The following is a 19062-nucleotide window of genomic DNA, read 5'->3' as shown; positions in this document are numbered from 1 at the left end:
TAGAAAATGAATTGGCGTCATACCGTTTTCCTTCTTCTGATACTCAGTGCGGCGGCGGGCCTTTCGGCAGGCTCAGCCCAAGCGCAAGCCCGCGTCGGTGAAGCCGTCGTCGTGCAGAACGAGGTGCTTCGCATCGCAGGATCTGCGAGCAGCCGGATCAATGTCGGCGACGGCCTGCTGCGCGACGAGGTGGTGCGCACCGGCCTCGACAGCGCGACGCGGCTGGTGATGGCCGACAACACCAACCTTTCGCTCGGCCCGAATGCCTCGATCAAGCTCGACCGCACCGTGTTCAACGACGAACACACCTATCGCGACATCGCGGTCCGCCTGACCTCGGGCGCTTTCCGCTTCGTCACCGGCGACTCCGCCAAGACCGCCTACAAGATCACGACGCCACTCGCGACGATCGGCGTGCGCGGCACCATCCTGGACATCCTGTCGCAGCGCGGCCAGACCATCGTCGTGCTGCAGGAGGGGGCATCCACCGTCTGCACGCTCGGCTTCCAGTGCATTCAGCTCACCCAGCCCGGCGACACCGCGATCATCACCTCGACCGGCAACGGCAAGACCACGATCCAGAAGTCGACGAATTCGCCCTGGACCTTCGCCGCGACATGCAGCGCGGCGGCCGGGCTGTGCACCGTGACGCAATTTGCGGACGCCGGCCCGGGCAATGATCCCACCGGCATGCTGTGCGGGCGCTGACCATGGCAGCGCTTGGCATCCGCAGCTTCATCGCATCGCTCGCGCTCACCGCGGCGGTTTCGCTTGTTCTGTTCGCCGTGCAGGTCCGGCCCGCGGCGGCACAGTGCGAATTCGACTGCGGGCCAAGCCCGACGCCCGGCAATGGCGGCGAAGGGCCCTACCCCTCGACCCCGACACCGATGCCGACCGGCACCGACCCCAGCGGCACGCAGGGCCTCGCCGACCAGCGCTTCAACCAGATGGTCACCAACCGCGTGCTGGGCACGGTGCTGCTCGGCGTCAACGAGCAAGTCAATTGCAGCGACTGTCTCAGCGCGTTCGGTTCGGCGGGCTCGTTCTCGGCCGGCGTCCATGGGCGCAAGGAGCTGACGCCGAACCTGTCGCTGCTCGCGGGCCTCGCCTACACGCAGTTCAGCGAGAACGGCTACCATGTCACCAGCGCGCCGATCGGCGCGTTCGCGCTGCGCTACGACTTCGTCGACTGGGGTTCGTCACGTCCGTTTTTCGACGTCGGCACGATCCTCTCGCCATTCCAGCATGTGCGCTACACCCGCGGCTACAACACGACACTCGGCCCGGTCTCGCTGACCAGCTCGACCGACAGCTCCGATTACGGTGTCTACGGCCGCGCCGGCTGGATCAGCCGGCTTTCGCCGCGCGACGAGGTCGCGGCATCCGTCGAGCTCTGGCAGATGTGGCAGCGCGTCGGCGGCTATGCCGATCCCGCAGCCGCGTTCAACCCGTTCGACGCCAGCATCGCCACCGGCACAGACCGCACGAGCCTGGTCAAGATCGGCGGGCAGTGGACCCATTTGTTCGGCAGCAACATCGAAGCCAACATCAACGGCGGCTGGGTGCAGTCGTTTGGCACGCATTCCGGCATCGTCGCCACCGTCACCGGGCAAGGCACCATCGTGCCGACCATGGGCAACCAGGGCTGGTTCGAATACGGCAGCCGGCTCGGTTTCCGGATCAGCAAGGGCTGGGTCACCGACCTCTTCGTCAACGGCACGCTCGGCCCACAGCCGGTCGGCAATACGATCCATGGCGGCGTGGGCTTGCGTTTCAACTACTGACGCAAGCGAAGGGGCGCGATGGAGGCATCGCCGTCGCGCCCCTTCCCAGCCTCGGGTTTGCAGGACTGTGCCCGCGTCGCGCGCTCAGGCCGCCGGTTTGCCCTCATAGGCGCGGCGCAGCCCCTCGATGTCGAGCTTCGCCATGCCGAGCATCGCCTGCATGGCGCGCTTGGCGCCCTCGCGATCCGGCCCGCCGAGATATTTCGGCAAGGCCTTCGGCACGATCTGCCAGGATACGCCGTAGCGATCCTTGAGCCAGCCGCAGCGTCCCCCCGAGCCGCCTTTCGACAGCGCATCCCAGAGACGATCGACTTCCGCCTGGTCCTCGCAGTCGATCTTGAACGACACCGCGTGCGTGTACTCGACGCGCATGCCGCCGTTCAGCGCCATGAAGGGCTGGCCCGCCAGCGTGAATTGGACCACAAGCGCGGTGCCCGCCTTGCCGGAGGGCCCATCGACCGTGTTCCTCTGAATCGTATCGATCTCGGAGTCCGGCAGCAGCGAGCAATAGAATTTTGCGGCCTCCTCGGCTTCGCTTTCGAACCACAGGCAGGGTTCAATCTTGGACATCGAAAGGCTCCTTCGGTCGCGATCAGATCAGGCCTTGGCCGCGGCGTTCTGCGCCTTGCTCGCGGCCTCGACGTCCATCCACATCAATTCAAAGATATGGCCATCGGGGTCCTCGAAGCTGCGGCCGTACATGAAGCCGTAATCCTGCTTCGGCCCGGGATCGGCGGACCCGCCCGCGCTCACGGCCTTGCCGACGACATCGTCGACGGCCGCGCGGCTGTCGGCGGAGAGGCAGATCAGGACCTCGCTCGAGGCCTTGGCATCGGAAATCTTCTTCGGCGTGAATTGCCGGAACTTGTCATGGGTCAGCAGCATGACGTGGATCGTGTCGGAGAACACCATGCAGGAGGCGGTCTGGTCGGAGAACTGCGCGTTCTTGGTCGCGCCGACCGCCTGATAGAAGGCCGTCGCGCGCGCGAGATCGCTGACCGGCAGGTTGACGAAAATCATTTTGGACATGTGGGCTCCTTTTGGGTGTGCTCGCCCCCAAGGACGGATGGCCGGACGCGCTGCCGACAAGAGGCATAAAAAATATTTCGTCCGTCATGACCGACGGTGTCCAGTCACCCATGCTTGATTTTTCCTAGCGAAACCAAGGGCGTGGATGGCCGGGACAGGCCCGGGCATGACGAATCACTGCAAGTCCGCCAGCCCTGTGGCGCTAGCGCGTCAGGTCGCGATCGGGCTCGGCATGGTGAGGAAGGCGCGGGTGACGTGCCAGAACAGCTGCCGGTTGATGGCGAGCACGACCGAATGCGCCGTACCCGGCAGGATGATGAACTGGCGATCGCCGTTGGGCAGCTTGTTGTAGAATTCCTCGAGGTCGGCGACGGTTGCGATCCCGTCATACTCGCCACGGACCAAAAGCACCGGCGCCAGAACCTTCTCAGGCAGCACCACCGGCAAATTTGCGGTCATGTCGAGATAGGTGCCGGTCGGGATCTGGTCGCCGAACTGCAGCTCGACATCGGCAAGCGCCTCGACGGCGGCGATATCGCTGGTACCCGGCTTGTCGCGGGTGGCGATCGAGCGGATCATGTCGCGGTCGCGCTTGCGCATGTTATGGCTGCGGTAATAGTCGAGCTGCTCGGCACGCTTCTTCAGGGTCGGCGAACCCTCGCCCTTGTAGGTGAAGGCGGCGAACACCAGGCGGTCGATGCGCTCGGGCGCCACCATGGCGTAGGCGCCGGCCCGCAGCGCGCCGGAGGATTCGCCGACGAAATGGAATTTCTGCCGGCCACTCTCGCGGGCGACGATTTCGACCGCGGCCTTCAGGTCCTCGACGCCGCTCGCGATGTCGGAATTGCCAGAGGTGCGGCCGGACTTGCCGTAGTTCTCATGATCCATGGTCCAGCAATCGAAGCCGTAGCGGGCGAATTCGTTCATGAGCGAATATTCGCCCTTGCCTGGCACCGCGAGGTCGAACGCCCGCGAGGTCACGGACGAGCCGTGCACGAAGAACACCACCGGCCTTGGCGGCTCACCGGGCTTCGGCGCGCCGAGCCGCTTGCGATAGATCCACAACGGCACGTCGCCCTTCTTCGCCCAGTATTCCGCGCTCCAGATTTCGCCGCCCTCGGTCGCGGCTTGCGCCGGCAACGCCTCCACAAGCGCGCCGGCAACAAGACCAAGGCCGGCTCCCTTGATGACCGCGCGCCGCGCCAGCGTGTTCTCGAAATGAGTCATGGCGTTTCCCCAAAAGGTGTCCGCTTTTTTCGCATGATGAAAGTTTTGCAATCGTCCCGAACTTGTGTGCGGTGCAGTTGCCTAAAACACCATCACGCGATGAACGATGGAAGAAGCTGACACCTTGCCAGACGCGGTCTAGTCTCCGCAACGCCAGACCGGATAAATCCGGCGTGAAGCAGGGAGCGAGTTGATGAGCAACAATCTGACTCCGGAAGAACTTGCCGCGTTGATGCCGTCGGAACTGTGCCAGTACCAGACGCCGATCCCGACCCAGATCGTCGCCAGCGACGAATTCTATCCCGATCCGCAGAACGAAAGGCAGCGCGAGGTGGAAGCGCGGCTGCTCGCGATGGCCGACGAGCTTGGCGCCAAGCAGGGCCTCAATCGCCGCGGCTTCTTCCAGACCGCAGCCGGAATGGCCGCCTCCTTCGTGGCGATGAACGAGGTCTACGGTCCGCTGTTCGACGTCACGAAAGCGGAAGCCGCGACGCCGGCCATGGCGCAGGAGCGCGCCAACGCGCTGAAAGACCAGTTCATCATGGACATGCACACGCACTTCCTGCGCGACGACACCCGCATCACCACCTTCGTCGACATGCGCAACGCGGTCGGCAAGGCCGGCTGGAACAAGCAGCTCGCCGAGCACGAGCAGACCATCGATGATCTCAAGTTCAACAACTACAAGAAGGAGATGTTTCTCGATTCCGACACCAAGATCTCGCTGATCTCGTCGGCGCCCTCCGACATCGAGCAGGACTGGTTCCTGACCAACGAGCAGATGGCCGACGCGCGCAAGAAGATCAACGACGAGGCGGGATCGCGGCGCGTGTTCTGCCACATGATCTTCACGCCGGGCCAGCCCGGCTGGCTCGACAAGCTCGACGCCGGTCTCGCCTTGAAGCCGGAATCCTGCAAGGGCTACACGATCGGCGACAACACCCACAAGGACATCAGCCGCTATCCCTGGCGATTGGACGACGAGAAGGTCGCCTACAAGGGCTATGAGAAGATGGTGAAGGCGGGCATCAAGAATGTCTGCGTGCACAAAGGGCTGTTCCCGCCGGGAATCGAGAAGCAGTATCCGAACCTGCGCGGCTTTGCCGACGTCGCCGATGTCGGGCAGGCCGCCAAGGACTGGCCGCAGCTCAACTTCGTGATCTATCACTCCGCCTATCGCCACGTCGGCGGCGACCCGAAGGTGGCGCTGGCCGAATTCAACCGCACCGGCCGCATCGCCTGGACCAGCGACCTCGCCGACATCCCGGCGCAGTATGGCGTGAACAACGTCTATGGCGACGTCGGGCAATTGTTCGCGACAACACTCGTCGCCGAACCGAATGTCTGCGCGGCCCTGATGGGCACGCTGATCAAGGGGCTCGGCGTCGACCACGTCTGCTGGGGCACCGACGCGCTGTGGACCGGCGCGCCGCAATGGCAGATCGAGGGCCTGCGCCGGCTCGAGATTCCCGAGGAGATGCAGAAGAAGTTCGGTTACGCGCCGCTCGGCCCTGCCGACGGGCCGGTGAAGACCGCCATCTTCGGCAGCAACAATGCGAGGCTCTACGACATCCAGCCCAAGCGCGCGATGCAGGAATTCAAGGGCGACCGCTTCGCGCTGATGAAGGCGGAGTACGAGAAGCTTGGGCCGGAGCCATCCAACATGCGCTACGGCTACGTCGTGCCGAACGGCAAGATCGACCACGCGGTGTTCGCGTAATTCGGTGTCATTCCGGGACGCGCGCTTTGCGCGCGGCCCCGGAATCTCCAATGAGTGGGCGAGATCCGGGTTCGACGTTCCCGCGTCGGGCGAGCGACAAGCGCTACGCGCTTGCGTGGGGAATGACTTCGTGGCTACGCCACTCCGTCACTTCTTCTCCGCGGGATCGCGGTGCACGGGATCGACCCACAGCACCGTCTCCGGCTTCTCCACCGGCTCGATGTCGAGGTTGATGGCGACGGCCTCGCCGTCCGAGCGCACCAGCACGCATTCCAGGACTTCATCCGGGCTCGCATTGATCTCCTGGTGCGGCACGTAAGGCGGCACGAAGATGAAATCGCCGGGGCCGGCCTCGGCGGTGAACTGCAGGCGCTCGCCCCAGCGCATCCGCGCCTTGCCCTTCACGACATAGATGATGCTTTCGAGATGGCCGTGATGATGCGCGCCGGTCTTGGCGTCGGGCTTGATGGTGACGGTGCCCGCCCACAGTTTCTGCGCGCCGACGCGGGCGAAGTTGATCGCGGCCTTGCGGTCCATGCCCGGCGTCGAGGGCACGTTGGGATCGAGCTGGTGGCCGGGAATGACGCGCACGCCGTCGTGCTTCCAGCGGTCGTGATCGTGAGTATGATCATGCGAGTGGGTGTGGTCGTGGGAACCTGACATCGTGCTGTCCTGATGAAACCGGATCGCGGGGAACAGTAGCGAAACCGCCGCGCGCAAACCAGCATGTTTGGAGGAACTTCTTCATGCCTCCCCGGTTGTCCCGGCAACCGCGAATAAGGAGCATGTAATGGGTAGCACGACCGACAAGATCAAGGGCACCGCCAACGAAGCAATCGGCAAGGCCAAGCAGGGCGTGGGCGAAGCCACCGGGTCCGAGCGCCTGCAGGGCGAAGGCGCCATGCAGGAAGTGAAAGGCAAGGGCCAGAAGGCGATGGGCGACGCCAAGGAAGCCACCAAGGAAGCGATCGACCGCGCTGCCGGAGCGGCCAAGAAGGCAGCCGACTAAGACAGTGCTCGATCTGCGTTAACGAGAGGACCGGCCGAAAGGCCGGTCCTCTTCATTTTGATTGCGGTGGTAGATCGGTGGTCGCGACGCCAAGAAACGCTACTTCACCGCCAGGAGCTCGACATCGAACATCAGCGTGGCGTTGGGCGGAATCACGCCGCCCGCGCCGCGCGCGCCATAGCCGAGCGCGGGCGGAATGATCAGCGTGCGCTTGCCGCCGACCTTCATGCTGGTGACGCCCTCGTCCCAGCCGGCGATCACCTTGCGCTGACCGATCGGGAATTCGAACGGCTCGTTGCGATCGACCGACGAGTCGAATTTCTTGCCCTTCTGGCCGTTCTCGTAGAGCCAGCCGGTATAGTGCATCACGCAGATCTGCCCGGGCTTGGGCGAGGCGCCGGTGCCGACCTTGGTGTCGATGATCTGAAGTCCCGAAGCGGTGGTCACGGGTTTTGCTGCTCCTTGGGCCGATGCGTCGCCGGGTGACAGGATCACGGCGATCATCGCGATCGCCGACAGAAACGAAAGACTTGCACGCAGCATCGGCCACCTTTTCCTGTTGAGACGAAACAGGTGTTTAGCGCAGCGCGCTCGATCAGGAAAGCTGCCGCGAAGGCGGAGCGCTCAGTAACCGAGCGCGCAGCCGTCCTTGCGAGGATCGGATCCGCCGGTCAGCGTGCCCTTGTCCCAGTCGATCCAGATCGCCTGGCCGCCGCCGAGCGGCGAGACCAGGTTCGTGGTCTTGTGACCAAGCTTCTTCAGGCCCTCGACGGTCGCCGCCGGCACGCCGTCCTCGAGCTGGTAGACGCCCTCATAGTGCAGGCCGCGCGGCATATCGATCGCTTCCTGCACGTCGCAGCCATAGTCGAGGATATTGGTCAGGACGTGGGTCTGGCCGACCGGCTGGTACTGCCCGCCCATCACCCCGAACGACAGGATGGCGCGGCCGCCCTTGGTCGCGAGCGCAGGAATGATGGTGTGCAGCGGCCGCTTGCCCGGGCCGATGCAGTTGGGATGACCGGGCTGGATGCGGAAGCCGCCGGCGCGGTTCTGCAACAGGATGCCGGTCTTGTTGGAGACGATCGCCGCGCCGAAGGCGTGCGCGATCGAGTTGATGAACGAGCAGACGTTGCGGTCCTTGTCGACCACGGTGATGTACACCGTCGACGGGTTCATCGGCGGCGCCACATTGGGCAGATTGAGCAGCCGATCCATCCGGATCTGGCTGATGTGCTCGTCGGCGAATTCCTTCGCGAGGATTTTTGCCACCTCGATCTTCATGTGGGCGGGATCGCCGACATGCTCCTCGCGCATCATGTAGGCGATGCGCGCGGCTTCCGCCTCGAGATGGAAACGCTCGATGCTGAGCGGATCGAATTTGGTGAGGTCGTAGCGCGACAGAATGTTGAGCATCACCAGCATGGTGATGCCCGGACCGTTCGGCGGGCACTGCCAGACGTCGCAGCCCTTGTAGATGGTGCCGATCGGCGCGGTGACCTCGGTCGTATGCGCGGCAAAATCCTCAAGCGTGTGCAGGCCGCCGATGCTGCGCAGCGTCTCGACCATGTCTTCCGCGATCGGCCCGCTATAGAATGCGTCGCGGCCGCCCTTGGCGATGGCGCGTAGCGTCTGCGCCAGCTCCGGCTGGCGGATCACGTCGCCGGCCGCCGCAGGCTTGCCATGCGGCAGCAGGTAGCGGTCGGTGTTGACGCCCTTCTTGAGCTTCTCGAACTGGTTCTTCCAGTCGAAGGCGATGCGCGGCGCCACGACATAGCCTTCTTCCGCCGCCCTGATCGCGGGCTGCAGCAGCATGTCGAGCCCGAACTTGCCGTGATCGCGCAGGATGGTGTCCCAGGCGTCGATCGCGCCGGGGATCGAGACCGCGTGCGCAGAAGTCAGCGGCACGGAGTGGATCTTGCGCTCGAGATACCATTCCGCCCTGGCCGCCATCGGGGCCCGGCCCGAGCCGTTATAGGCGGTGATCTTGCCCTCGCCCCGCGGCTGGACCAGCGCGAAGCAGTCGCCGCCGATCCCGGTCGATTGCGGCTCGATCACCGCCAGCAGCGCCGAGGCCGCGATCGCCGCGTCCGCAGCGGTGCCGCCGGCTTTCAGCACCTCGACCCCGGCAAGCGCCGCAAGCGGGTGCGAGGTGGCAATCATGCCGTTCTGGGTGTGGACCGTGGACCGGCCGGCGAGATGGAAGTTCCTCATGCCAATCGCTCTTTTACCAAGTGCTCTCTTACCAAGTGCTCTTCTTGTCGGGCCTTTTGGTGCCCGCACGTCTGCCAAGACGGGCGCTGCTACATGACATATTCATGCCGCAGAGGGCAATGGCTGGTATACCAGCTTTTCCGCACGCCTCCCCCCTGATAAAGAGCGGGCCATGCCCTGCAAGGTCGCCGCTTTCTATCAGTTCGCCGTGCTTGACGATTTTCGCGCGCTGCGCGAGCCCCTGCGCACGGTCGGCGCCCGGCTCGGGCTGAAGGGCAGCGTGCTGCTCGCCGCCGAAGGCATCAACGGCACGGTCGCAGGCGAGCCTGACGCGATCGACGCCTGGGTCGCGGAGTTGCGCCATGGTGCCCTCTTCGCGGGCCGGCTCGACAATCTCGAGCTGAAGTTTTCGCAAAGCGCCGGGATGCCTTTCCAGCGGTTCAAGGTGCGGCTGAAGAAGGAGATCGTGACGCTCGGCGATGCGGCAGCCGATCCGGCCCGACGGGTCGGCACCTATGTCGCGCCGGCCAAGTGGAATGCACTGATCGCATCGCCCGACACGCTGGTCATCGACACCCGCAACGCCTTCGAGGTGGCGATGGGCACCTTCGAGGGCGCGGTCGATCCGGGGCTGAAGAGTTTTGGCGAATTCAAGGATTTTGCCGCGCGCCATCTCGACCCCGCAAGGCATCGCCGGATCGCGATGTTCTGCACCGGCGGCATCCGCTGCGAGAAGGCGAGTGCGCATCTGCTCGCGCGCGGCTTTGCCGAGGTCTATCACCTCAAGGGTGGCATCCTGAAATATCTGGAGGAGATGCCGGAGCAGCAAAGCAGCTTCCGCGGCGAATGCTTCGTGTTCGACGAGCGCGTCGCGCTCGGCCACGGCCTGCGCGAGCGCGACAAGGGACAGAAAGCGCATGAGTGAGGTGAAGCATTTGAGCGAGCGGATCGACGCACTGGAAAGCCGCCTGATGTATCAGGACGACACCATCGAGACGCTGAACCAGACGATCACCGAGCAATGGCAGCAGATCGACGCGCTCAAGCGCCAGATCGCCGCCGTGAGCGAGCGCTTGAGCGAAGCCGAGGCGAATGCGCGGCCACCCAGCGAGCGGCCGCCGCACTATTAGGCCGCACGCTTTGCGCCTGCAACCGAGGCGGCTACCGGCTCATCACGAGCCAGACGAAGACGGCGACCGCCACCGCCACGATCAAGCACCACACGACCGGCGTGACATGCTTCGAGCCGCCGCTGGCGCGGGGAATCGTTCGCAGCATGATTGAACTCCGGGTCAGCATGCGTCATGCGCTTATCGGAACACCGCCTTCACCTTTTCCCAGAGCGTCTCGTGGTGAGGATCATTGCCCTCCTCGGCCACGGCCGGGGGGCGATCGTGCCGGCTCGACGCAGGCTGCGCTGCGCTGACCGGATCGGACGCCGGAAAGGTATCGATCAGCCCGGCCTCGAGTCGGGCGTGCATTTCAGCGTCGGTGAGAGCGGCCTCGTGGGGGTCGTCAGCATGCTTGTCGTGGGGCGACGGGTTGAATTTCTCTGCCATGATGATCCTCCATTGAGCCTAACGCCGCGGAACCGGGCTCGGTTCCCCCTTCGCTCGGCCTCGGTGACGGTGTATCAGGGCGCATCGTCTCGAGTTCCAGGATCTGCGCGTGACCCAGACATCCACGACAAAACCCTTCCTCGACGTGCTCGCTGGCCACAGGCAAGCGCCGCCGCCGATCTGGATGATGCGGCAGGCCGGCCGCTATCTGCCGGAGTACCGCGAGGTGCGCGCCAGGGCCGGCGGCTTTCTCGACCTCTGCTTTTCGCCGGAGCTTGCCGCCGAGGTAACGCTGCAACCGATCCGTCGTTTCAATTTCGACGCCGCGATCATCTTCTCCGACATCCTGGTGATCCCCTACGCGCTTGGACGCGCGGTGCGTTTCGAGGCTGGCGAAGGCCCGCGGCTCGATCCCTTGGATACGCCGGACAAAGTGGCCACGCTCGCCGCACGCGCCGATTTTGCGAAGCTCGAGCCAGTGTTCGAGGCGCTGTCCCGCGTCCGCCATGTGCTCGATCCCGGGACCGCGCTGATCGGCTTCTGCGGGGCGCCATGGACGGTCGCGACCTACATGGTCGCCGGACAGGGTACACCGGACCAGGCGCCGGCACGGATCATGGCGTATCGGCATCCTGAGTCGTTCCAAGCAATCATCGATGCGCTGGTCGACAATTCCATTGAATACCTGGTGCGCCAGTTGAAGGCGGGCGCGGACGTCTTGCAGATCTTCGACACCTGGGCCGGCGTGCTGACCCCACGCGAATTCGCGCGCTGGTCGGTCGAGCCGACCCGGCGCATCGTGGCCGGGGTGCGGAAGCAGGTCGCGGGCGCGAAGATCATCGGCTTTCCCCGCGGCGCCGGCGCGCTGCTGCCCGGCTATGTCGAGGCGACCGGCGTCGATGCCGTCAGCATCGACTGGTCGGCCGAGCCGTCGCTGATCCGCGAGCGCGTGCAGAGCAAGGTCGCCGTACAAGGCAATCTCGATCCGCTGGCGCTGATTGCGGGCGGCGCCGCGCTCGAGCGCGCCGTCGACGACGTGCTGGCTGACTACGGACACGGCCGGCTGATCTTCAATCTCGGTCACGGCATCCTGCCGGAAACCCCGATCGCCCATGTTGAGCGGATGATCGCGCGTGTCAGAAGCTTCAAAGGTGATTAGACGGGCCGCGTGCGCTCGATGATCTCGGCTGCGCCCCTGGCGAGCAGCTCCATCCCGACCGCGCGGCCGAGCTCGCGTGGCCGGCTCGCCGGGCCCGTTCGCGACGCCTCGATGAAGCGTTGGCCTGCCTCATCCAGCACCGAAGCTGTCAGCGACATCTCGCCGCCCTCGATGCGGGCAAATCCCGCGACCGGCGAATTGCAGTGGCCGTTGAGCACCCACAGCACCTCGCGCTCGGCGTCGCCGCAGGCGTGCGCGTCGGGATCGTCGATCAGCGACAAGGTCTTGCGCGCCTGCCAATCCTTCGCAGCGCATTCGACCGCGACGATACCCTGGCCGACCGCGGGCAGCATTTCAGACGCGGGGAATTCATAGGCGATGCGGCTGGCCAAGCCGACGCGCTCCAGCCCCGAGCGCGCCATGATCAGCGCGTCCGCAGGCCCCACGGCGCCGCCGCCGGGGAGCCGCTGCAGCTCGCCATGATCGAGCTTGCGCACGCGCGTGTCGGCGGCGCCGCGATAGTGAATGACCTCGACCTCCGGAAACAGCCGACGCGCATAGGCCGCGCGCCGCACCGCGTTGGTGCCGACCTTGAACCCCCTGCCCTTGGCGCGCCTGAACTCGTCGAGCGACAGCCCGGGCCGCAGCACCAAGACGTCACCGGGCGGATCTCGCGACAGCGTCGCGCCGATCACGAGGCCCGGCGTGTCCTCGTTGCCTGGCATGTCCTTCAACGAATGCATCGCCGCCTCGAGCCTGCCGGCGAGCACCGCTTCGCGGATCTGCGCCACGAACGCGCCGCCCTTGCCGCCATGCGCCAAGAGCTTGCCGGTCTGGTCGATATCGCCGGTGGTTTCGAACTTGACGATCTCGACGTCGATGCCGGGCACGGCCGCAACCAGCCGCCGCGCGATTTCGCCGGTCTGCGCCAATGCCATCGCGCTCTTGCGCGTGCCGATCCGCAAGCGCTCCGCCACTATTCGCCACTCCAGATCATCGCGCATCCTGCAAAATCATGTCGGAGGCCTTTTCGGCGATCATGATCGTGGGCGCGTTGGTGTTGCCCGACATCAGGTCCGGCATGATCGAGGCGTCCACCACGCGCAGGCCATCGATCCCGCGGACTCTAAGCCGCTGGTCGACGACGGCAAGCGCATCGTTGCCCATCCGGCAGGTCGAAGTCGGATGATAGACGGTGCTGCCGGTCTTGCGACAGAACTCCAGCAGGTCCTCGTCGCTGACGACCTTGGCGCCCGGATAGACCTCGTCCACGCAATAGGCCTTGAGCGCCGGCGCCGCCAGGACCCTGCGCAGGATCCTGATGCCGTCGATGAAGGCGCGGCGGTCGGTTTCCGTCGCGAGATAGTTGATGCGGATTTCCGGCGGCACCGTCGGATCGGCGCTCCTGATCTTCAGCGAGCCGCGGCTTTCGGGGCGAAGCTGACAGACCGAGGCGGTGAAAGCGGAGAACGGGTGCAGCTTCTCGCCCATCTTGTCGGTCGAGAACGGCAGGAAATGGATCTGGATGTCTGGCGTGGCAAGCCGCGGATCGGTCTTGAAGAACGCGCCCGACGTTCCCGCCGCAATCGTCAGCGGTCCCTTGCGCAGCGCCGCGTACCGCAGGCCCGCCATGACGCGGCGCACGGGATGGCTGACGACGTCGTTGAGCGTGACGCGCTGCGCGCAACGCGTCACCAGGCGCACCTGCATATGATCCTGCAGATCATTGCCGACGCCGGGCGCATCGAGCACGACCGCGATCCCGTGCTGTTTCAGCAACTCCGCCGGGCCGACGCCGGAGAGCTGCAGCAGTTGCGGCGAATTATAGGCGCCGCTCGACACCAGAACTTCGCGGCGGGCGCGTGCAGTACGCAGCCGACCGCCCTGCCGGTACTCGACCGCCTTGGCGCGGCGGCCCTCGAACACGATCCGTTGCGCGAGCGCGTCGGTTTCGACATGCAGATTGCCGCGCCGCCGCGCCGGCCGCAGATAGGCGAACGCAGTGGAGGCACGGCGACCGCGCCGCGTCGTGGTCTGGAAGAAGCCGGCGCCCTCCTGGGTCGCGCCGTTGAAGTCGGGATTGGTTGGAATTCCGGCCTCGGCCGCGGCGAGCACAAAGGCTTCCGACAGCGGGTCATGATGACGCCAATCGGACACCGGCAGCGGCCCGCCCGCGCCGTGATAGGCGTCACCGCCGCGCTGCTGGTCCTCAGCCTTCTTGAAATAAGGCAGCACGTCCTGATAGCCCCAGCCGGCATTGCCGCGCTGGCGCCAGCGATCATAGTCCTCGTGCTGACCGCGCACGTAAAGCAGGCCGTTGATCGAGCTCGATCCGCCAAGCACCTTACCGCGCGGCTGGAACACCTGCCGGCCGTGCAGTTGGGGCTCCGGCTCGGTCTGGTACATCCAGTTGACACTCTTCTCCTTGAACAGCCTGCCATAGCCGAGCGGCACATGGATCCAGATGTTGCTGTCCTTTGGTCCCGCCTCAAGCAGCAGCACCGAATGCCTGCCGTCGGCGGTCAGGCGGTTGGCAAGCACGCAGCCGGCCGATCCCGCGCCGATGATGACGTAGTCGTATTCGGAGGTGCCGGCGCTGCTCTCGCTCAATTGGTTTCCCCGCAATTCCCGCCAACAGGTAACGGGGGGTTCCGGCAGGGTCAATTGCAAAAGGCGACCACCGCGGGCTGCGCCTGGCTAGCGCCAAAAGCGGAGGTTGCAACAAAGCTGCCGGCTGAAACCGAGCCGCAGCTTCAGCAATCGAAAGCGCTCTCGGAGGCGGCCGGAACGCGCCGGCCTTCCTTGAGCCTTTGCCGCAGCCAGTCGAACGCAAATTCCTTCGCAAGCGTGGGGTTGTCCACCTGGCCGGGGGCGGAGGCGGTCTCCTCGTCGGTGAAGATCTTCAGATCGTGATGCAGGCCCGACCTCTCGTTCGAAGCCCTGATTTCCTCCGCATCCGTCACCGATACGAAATCGCTGTGGCCGATCAGGGTGAGCCACGCCACCTCAGCAAGCGGCTTCGGATCGGCATGGCTCGGCGCGACCAGCCGACTGTCAAGCTTTGTCGCATTCGGGGACAGGCGCCGCGCGGCAAAGGCCTTTTCCTTGGCCTCCCAGATTCCGCCGTCGCACACCGCGGCGGCAAAGCGGTCGTCGCGCTTGGCCGCTTGGGTGGCGCAAGCAGCACCGAGCCCGTCGCCATAGATCGCGATACGGTCCGGATCGACGTCGGCGTGCGTCAGGAGATAATCCAGCCAGCGGCTGAGCGGAAAGTGAGCCTCGGCCCGTCGGCTTCCGCGATGGCGCCCCGTTACGGGATCGAAACCAGGATGGTCGACGAGCAGCAGCGACAGCTCGTTCGCCGCACCATGACGGCGCATGGTGTACAGCAGGTCTTCCTTGAAGGAATGCATGCCGCCGACGCAGATCACCGCGCCCGGCCGGCGCATGCGCGGCGCCGGCAGAAAATAGCCTTCGAGCAGCCCGCCTTCGGCGTCATCGATGCGCACGACACTCGCGCGCAAAGCCGCGTGCTCGAGGTAGAGCCGCGAACAGGCACGCATCAGATCGATGGTTGGTTTTCGCCGCTCGTCGTCTTCGGTCAAAAACGTCTCGGCGGTCCGGTAGTAGTTCGAGGCGCGCAGCCAGTTGCCGGTCGCCATGGCGAAGCCGCGCGATGCGGCCGCCGCGTCGCCGCGCTGCCTGGTCCGTGCCGCGAGCGCCGTCCACGCATCGTGCCAGCTCGTGCGGTCCGCCTGGTCGATCTGCCGCGCCGCCCAGAAGCATTCCGAAACGGTGCTCGCGCCTTCCGTCGCGGTGGCAAGCACGCGCATCAATTCGAGCGAGAAGTCCTCGTTGTCGGGCCATCGTGGCCACCCCTCGAAGCTGCAGGCGGGTTCCTGCGGATGCAGCAGCCTTCGTTGCATTTTCTTCTTCTTTTACCCCTGCGCTGTCATGATCTGCTCGGACACGGCAGCAGACAACGCCGGCTCGCCTCGTCGGAGCCGGTTACTGCGATGCGGGACGTGAAGGTGGTACGGCGACACCAGGCAGCGCACAGGCCCTTCCGCCCGTCCACTCTAGATACCCGTGAACCTCACGCATGACGATGCGGCAAAATGTGCGCGCGCCGTGCGATTCGCTACAGGTCGGCGTTGAGCTTGAGCGCCGCCTTCTCGAGCCTGATCTCCAGCAGCGACAGCTTGCCGAGAATATCGCGCGCCGCCGCCTCGCTGAACTCGGAGAAGACGAACTTGCTGAACAGTTCCTGCTTCGCAGCAAGGCTCGCAGCGTGCTTGCGCGCTTTTTCCGACAGCGACATCAGCACCACTCTCGCGTCCTCGTTCGACGACAGGCGACGAAGCAGGCCCATCTTTTCCAGCATTTTCGACTGTGTCGTCACAAAGGACGGGTCAACGCGGAGAATCGCCGACACGTCCTTGACCGGCACGCCGTGTCCCCGGTCGAGATCGGATACCGCCGTCAGAATCATCCATTGCGGGCCGGTGACACCGAGATTTTTGGCCCAGAACTCCCGAATCTGGTCGAGATGCACGTTGATCGACGTGATTTCCCAGAGAAATCTCCGGAATACGTCCTGATTGATCTCACCGCCCCTGTGGGCAGAACCGTCAATCGCACGAACGGTCAGCGTTGAGGTTACGTTCCGCTTGGCCATATCGACCTCGCTTTTATACGCAATTTCAATAATTAGATCAATTAATTGGGTCAATACAAGTCCTGAAAATCCCATGTTGCGCAAAAATCACACGGGCCCACAATCAAGTTATATGAGTAGATAAACTGTTTTACGAAGTGATTTGCGAAATGCATTGTCTTCGTGCGCTGGGAGTCTTCCCGGGGCGCCCATGATGACCCGCGGAAAATTCGGGGGTTCTGGGGGGTAGAGCCTTCCAACACAACTTGGAGACTTAAATGAAGACGATTAAGAGCCTCATCCTTGGCTCAGCGGCGGGTCTGATCGCCGTGGGCGGGGCACAGGCAGCCGATCTTCCCGTGAAGGCCAAAGCGGTCGAATACGTGAGGATTTGTTCGCTGTACGGTGCCGGTTTCTTCTACATTCCGGGTACTGATACCTGCATCAAGCTGGGTGGTTATCTGCGCGCCGACCTGACGATCAACGGCGGCATCTATAACGGCCCGTTCTGGAACGGCGAAGGTGGCATCCGCGACCGTTACGCCAACTTCTACAACGACCGTTCGCGCTTGGCGCTGACGATCGACACCCGCACCGCGACCGAGTACGGCGTGGTCCGCACCTTCGGTCAGGCTGACTTCCAGTTCTCGACCTTCGGCTCGGGCAGCAGCATCGGCGTGCAGGGCAGCGTCAATCCGGCCGCCTGGCAGGGCCAGGTGAACAACGACACCGCTGGTAACGGCTACACCGCGGTGGAAATGGTGTTCATCCAGTTCGCCGGCTTCACCTTCGGTAAGTCCGCTTCGGCGTTCTCGACGCCGTGGCATGGCTATCCGGGCAACAACTCGTCGTTCCTGATCGGCGGCTTCGACACGGTCACCGGCATCAACAACATCCAGTACTCCTGGCAGTTCGGCAACGGCGTGTCGGCGACCTTGGGTATCGACGACTCCAGTGCCAACGGCTTCAACCGCACCCAGATCATCAATGCGGTCGGTGGCCCGGCTGGTGGTTCGATCGGCTTCGGTGGCGCCTCAAGCGCGAACATCACCGGCGTCGGCAGTGCCTACGGCGGCACGACTGCTCCTGACATCGTCGGCAACGTCCGCGTCGACCAGGCCTGGGGTCTGTTCCAGATTTCGGGCGCCCTGCATGACAATCGCGCAGGCTACTTCGGCACGGCCAACACTGTTGGTGCGGCTGTCGGCGGCTTCACGCAGGCTGGCAACGTGAACACCGGGCATCCCGACGACAAGTGGGGCGGTGCGGTGTCGGCTGCGTTGCAGATCAAGAACATCCCGACCGGTGCCGGCGACGACATCAAGATGGATGCGACCTGGTCGCTCGGCGCGTCGAAATACGTGCTGGCCACCAGCTCGCCGACGCCTTCGGCCTTCGACATCTATAGCGGCACCAAGCTTGCTATGGGCGTCGTGACCGACTCGATCTACTCGGGTGCCAGCGCGACCAACGCGCAGACGCAGCAGCAGCTGACCCGCGGCTGGGGCTTCCGTGGTGCGTTCAACCACAACTGGGATCCCTACTGGTCGAGCAGCCTGTTCGGCGGCATCGCCGGCCTGAGCTACAACTCGACGGCCAAGACCCTGTATTGCAACGCCTACTCCACGACGGCTGGCATTGCGATCGGCGGTACGGGCAACGTGACCAACGGTGGCGGCACTGCTGCCAACATGGCGGCGGGCTCGTCCTGCGATCCGGGCTTCACCGTCTCGATGATCGGTCTCACCACCCGCTGGACCCCGGTCAAGAACCTGACGTTCAGCGCCGAAGTGCTGTACGCCTACCTCAAGACCAACATGTCGGGTGGCGCGACTGCGCAGAGCCCGTCGACGGCCCTGCCGCTGGCGACCACCAACTACACCTACGGCAGCAACGGCACGACCTCGCTGAACCTGCGCGTTCAGCGCAACTTCTGATCCTGATCATCCGATCACGATCTGAGAGAACCCCGGCGGAAACGCCGGGGTTTTTCTTTGCCGGCAGCGCCCCGACCCAGCGCTCATGTCGCGACACACCGCCGCGGATTTTTTATTTAGTTGAGTAGCTCAGGTAATTGAAAAAGATATTTAGGTCGCGTATAAAGCTCTCGTAGCTGACCGGGTTTTCTTGGCCAGCCGCTGGCAAAGGAGCAGCTAAACCTCTTTTGCTAGACCTCCAAAAGCCTCCGGCAATGCCCTGCCGGAGGCTTTCAGTTTTTCGGGAGGCTTGATGCGATAGTCCCGCGGTCAGACGCGGCGCGAAGGATGGGTGTTCGGCGCGGGCGCCAGCTCGATCTCGGCTTGTTCCGGCAGCTGATCGGCATGCACAGGAAGCGGCTTTCCGATCCAGATGGGATCGACGAGATGATCGCGGCGTGGACTGCTCGTGTTGGGGTGGATCAGGATGCTGAGCCCTTCGTGGTTCAGCATCAGCCAGGGCACGAGCTCGGCAAAGACCTCTTTGGCAAAGGCGACCTGGTACATCGCCTGGTCGTGCGGCCCGACCTTCACCTCATGCCAGCGACCGAGGGTGACCGGGAATCGCTCGCCGATCCAGCTGCGCAACCGCTCGGCCTGTGGCCGGGTTGACTGAGGATCGTAATAGACGTGGGCATGGAAACTGGTGATTTCGGCGAGCGGTCGCGGCTCCGCTTGCTGCACATCGGTCATGGCTTTGCGCTCCTTCACCGGTCGATCGCGCACCATGA

At 64.5% G+C, this 19062-nt stretch carries 20 protein-coding genes; 8 read left to right on the top strand and 12 right to left on the bottom strand.

Features of this window, described 5'->3' with window-relative positions:
• Positions 1–6: 6 nt before the first annotated feature.
• The gene (locus tag QOU61_RS09865; protein WP_289657934.1) at positions 7–708 is read left to right on the top strand and encodes a FecR family protein; all 702 of its coding nucleotides are present in this window, start codon (positions 7–9) and stop codon (positions 706–708) included.
• 2 nt (positions 709–710) lie between these two features.
• On the top strand, positions 711–1784 hold the full coding sequence (locus QOU61_RS09860; protein ID WP_289657933.1) for a hypothetical protein: 1074 nt from the start codon (positions 711–713) through the stop codon (positions 1782–1784).
• An 84-nt stretch (positions 1785–1868) separates the two neighbouring features.
• On the opposite strand, the gene QOU61_RS09855 is transcribed toward QOU61_RS09860, so the two are convergent.
• The 3 genes from QOU61_RS09855 to QOU61_RS09845 form a co-directional block, all read right to left on the bottom strand.
• On the bottom strand, positions 1869–2354 hold the full coding sequence (locus tag QOU61_RS09855; RefSeq protein ID WP_289657931.1) for a VOC family protein: 486 nt from the start codon (positions 2352–2354) through the stop codon (positions 1869–1871).
• 27 nt (positions 2355–2381) lie between these two features.
• Entirely contained in the window at positions 2382–2813 is a 432-nt protein-coding gene (locus QOU61_RS09850) for a VOC family protein (RefSeq protein ID WP_289657929.1), read from the bottom strand.
• Between the two features lie 210 nt (positions 2814–3023).
• Entirely contained in the window at positions 3024–4040 is a 1017-nt protein-coding gene (locus QOU61_RS09845; RefSeq protein ID WP_289657928.1) for an alpha/beta hydrolase, read from the bottom strand.
• Between the two features lie 193 nt (positions 4041–4233).
• On the opposite strand from QOU61_RS09845, the gene QOU61_RS09840 reads away from it, so the two are divergent.
• Positions 4234–5760 (top strand): amidohydrolase family protein, encoded by a 1527-nt coding sequence (locus QOU61_RS09840; protein ID WP_289657926.1) that lies wholly within the window; start codon positions 4234–4236, stop codon positions 5758–5760.
• Positions 5761–5907: 147 nt separating this feature from the next.
• Here the strand turns inward: QOU61_RS09840 and QOU61_RS09835 are convergent, their stop codons facing one another.
• Positions 5908–6423: a cupin domain-containing protein gene (locus QOU61_RS09835; RefSeq protein ID WP_289657924.1), complete on the bottom strand. Its 516-nt coding sequence runs from the start codon at positions 6421–6423 to the stop codon at positions 5908–5910.
• Positions 6424–6550: 127 nt separating this feature from the next.
• Between QOU61_RS09835 and QOU61_RS09830 the strand changes: the two genes are divergently transcribed.
• Positions 6551–6769: a CsbD family protein gene (locus tag QOU61_RS09830; protein WP_289657922.1), complete on the top strand. Its 219-nt coding sequence runs from the start codon at positions 6551–6553 to the stop codon at positions 6767–6769.
• Positions 6770–6868: 99 nt separating this feature from the next.
• Here QOU61_RS09830 and QOU61_RS09825 read toward each other — a convergent pair whose 3' ends face one another.
• Both QOU61_RS09825 and ggt read right to left on the bottom strand, forming a co-directional pair.
• Positions 6869–7273: an FKBP-type peptidyl-prolyl cis-trans isomerase gene (locus QOU61_RS09825; protein WP_289661426.1), complete on the bottom strand. Its 405-nt coding sequence runs from the start codon at positions 7271–7273 to the stop codon at positions 6869–6871.
• Between the two features lie 120 nt (positions 7274–7393).
• A complete protein-coding gene (gene ggt / locus QOU61_RS09820) occupies positions 7394–8980 on the bottom strand; it encodes a gamma-glutamyltransferase (RefSeq protein ID WP_289657920.1) in 1587 nt (528 codons plus the stop codon).
• Positions 8981–9152: 172 nt separating this feature from the next.
• On the opposite strand from ggt, the gene trhO reads away from it, so the two are divergent.
• A complete protein-coding gene (trhO, locus tag QOU61_RS09815) occupies positions 9153–9905 on the top strand; it encodes an oxygen-dependent tRNA uridine(34) hydroxylase TrhO (protein WP_289657918.1) in 753 nt (250 codons plus the stop codon).
• Positions 9898–10110 (top strand): SlyX family protein, encoded by a 213-nt coding sequence (locus tag QOU61_RS09810; RefSeq protein WP_289657916.1) that lies wholly within the window; start codon positions 9898–9900, stop codon positions 10108–10110. Before trhO ends, QOU61_RS09810 begins: the two co-directional genes overlap by 8 nt.
• Positions 10111–10290: 180 nt before the next feature.
• Here the strand turns inward: QOU61_RS09810 and QOU61_RS09805 are convergent, their stop codons facing one another.
• Positions 10291–10539, bottom strand: a complete 249-nt coding sequence (locus QOU61_RS09805) for a hypothetical protein (RefSeq protein WP_289657914.1) — start codon at positions 10537–10539, stop codon at positions 10291–10293.
• Positions 10540–10648: 109 nt separating this feature from the next.
• Here QOU61_RS09805 and hemE point away from each other — a divergent pair, with 109 nt between their 5' ends.
• The gene (gene hemE / locus QOU61_RS09800) at positions 10649–11698 is read left to right on the top strand and encodes a uroporphyrinogen decarboxylase (RefSeq protein WP_502876909.1); all 1050 of its coding nucleotides are present in this window, start codon (positions 10649–10651) and stop codon (positions 11696–11698) included.
• On the opposite strand, the gene hemC is transcribed toward hemE, so the two are convergent.
• From hemC to QOU61_RS09780, 4 genes are all read right to left on the bottom strand, one after another.
• Entirely contained in the window at positions 11695–12636 is a 942-nt protein-coding gene (gene hemC / locus QOU61_RS09795) for a hydroxymethylbilane synthase (RefSeq protein WP_289661422.1), read from the bottom strand. The two genes, hemE and hemC, sit on opposite strands and share 4 nt — an antisense overlap.
• A gap of 55 nt (positions 12637–12691) precedes the next feature.
• Positions 12692–14308: a GMC family oxidoreductase gene (locus QOU61_RS09790; RefSeq protein WP_289657912.1), complete on the bottom strand. Its 1617-nt coding sequence runs from the start codon at positions 14306–14308 to the stop codon at positions 12692–12694.
• A gap of 143 nt (positions 14309–14451) precedes the next feature.
• Positions 14452–15624, bottom strand: coding sequence for an alpha/beta hydrolase family protein (locus QOU61_RS09785; RefSeq protein WP_289657909.1), 1173 nt, complete (start codon positions 15622–15624; stop codon positions 14452–14454).
• Between the two features lie 215 nt (positions 15625–15839).
• Positions 15840–16430: a MarR family winged helix-turn-helix transcriptional regulator gene (locus QOU61_RS09780; RefSeq protein WP_289657907.1), complete on the bottom strand. Its 591-nt coding sequence runs from the start codon at positions 16428–16430 to the stop codon at positions 15840–15842.
• A gap of 203 nt (positions 16431–16633) precedes the next feature.
• Between QOU61_RS09780 and QOU61_RS09775 the strand changes: the two genes are divergently transcribed.
• Positions 16634–18292, top strand: coding sequence for a porin (locus QOU61_RS09775; protein ID WP_289657905.1), 1659 nt, complete (start codon positions 16634–16636; stop codon positions 18290–18292).
• 309 nt (positions 18293–18601) lie between these two features.
• Here the strand turns inward: QOU61_RS09775 and QOU61_RS09770 are convergent, their stop codons facing one another.
• On the bottom strand, positions 18602–19024 hold the full coding sequence (locus QOU61_RS09770) for a DOPA 4,5-dioxygenase family protein (RefSeq protein WP_289657904.1): 423 nt from the start codon (positions 19022–19024) through the stop codon (positions 18602–18604).
• Positions 19025–19062: the final 38 nt, after the last annotated feature.

Source organism: Bradyrhizobium sp. NP1 (assembly GCF_030378205.1).
In the GTDB taxonomy this organism is placed as follows: Bacteria; Pseudomonadota; Alphaproteobacteria; order Rhizobiales; family Xanthobacteraceae; genus Bradyrhizobium.
This window is presented reverse-complemented; position numbering and strand designations above follow the sequence as displayed.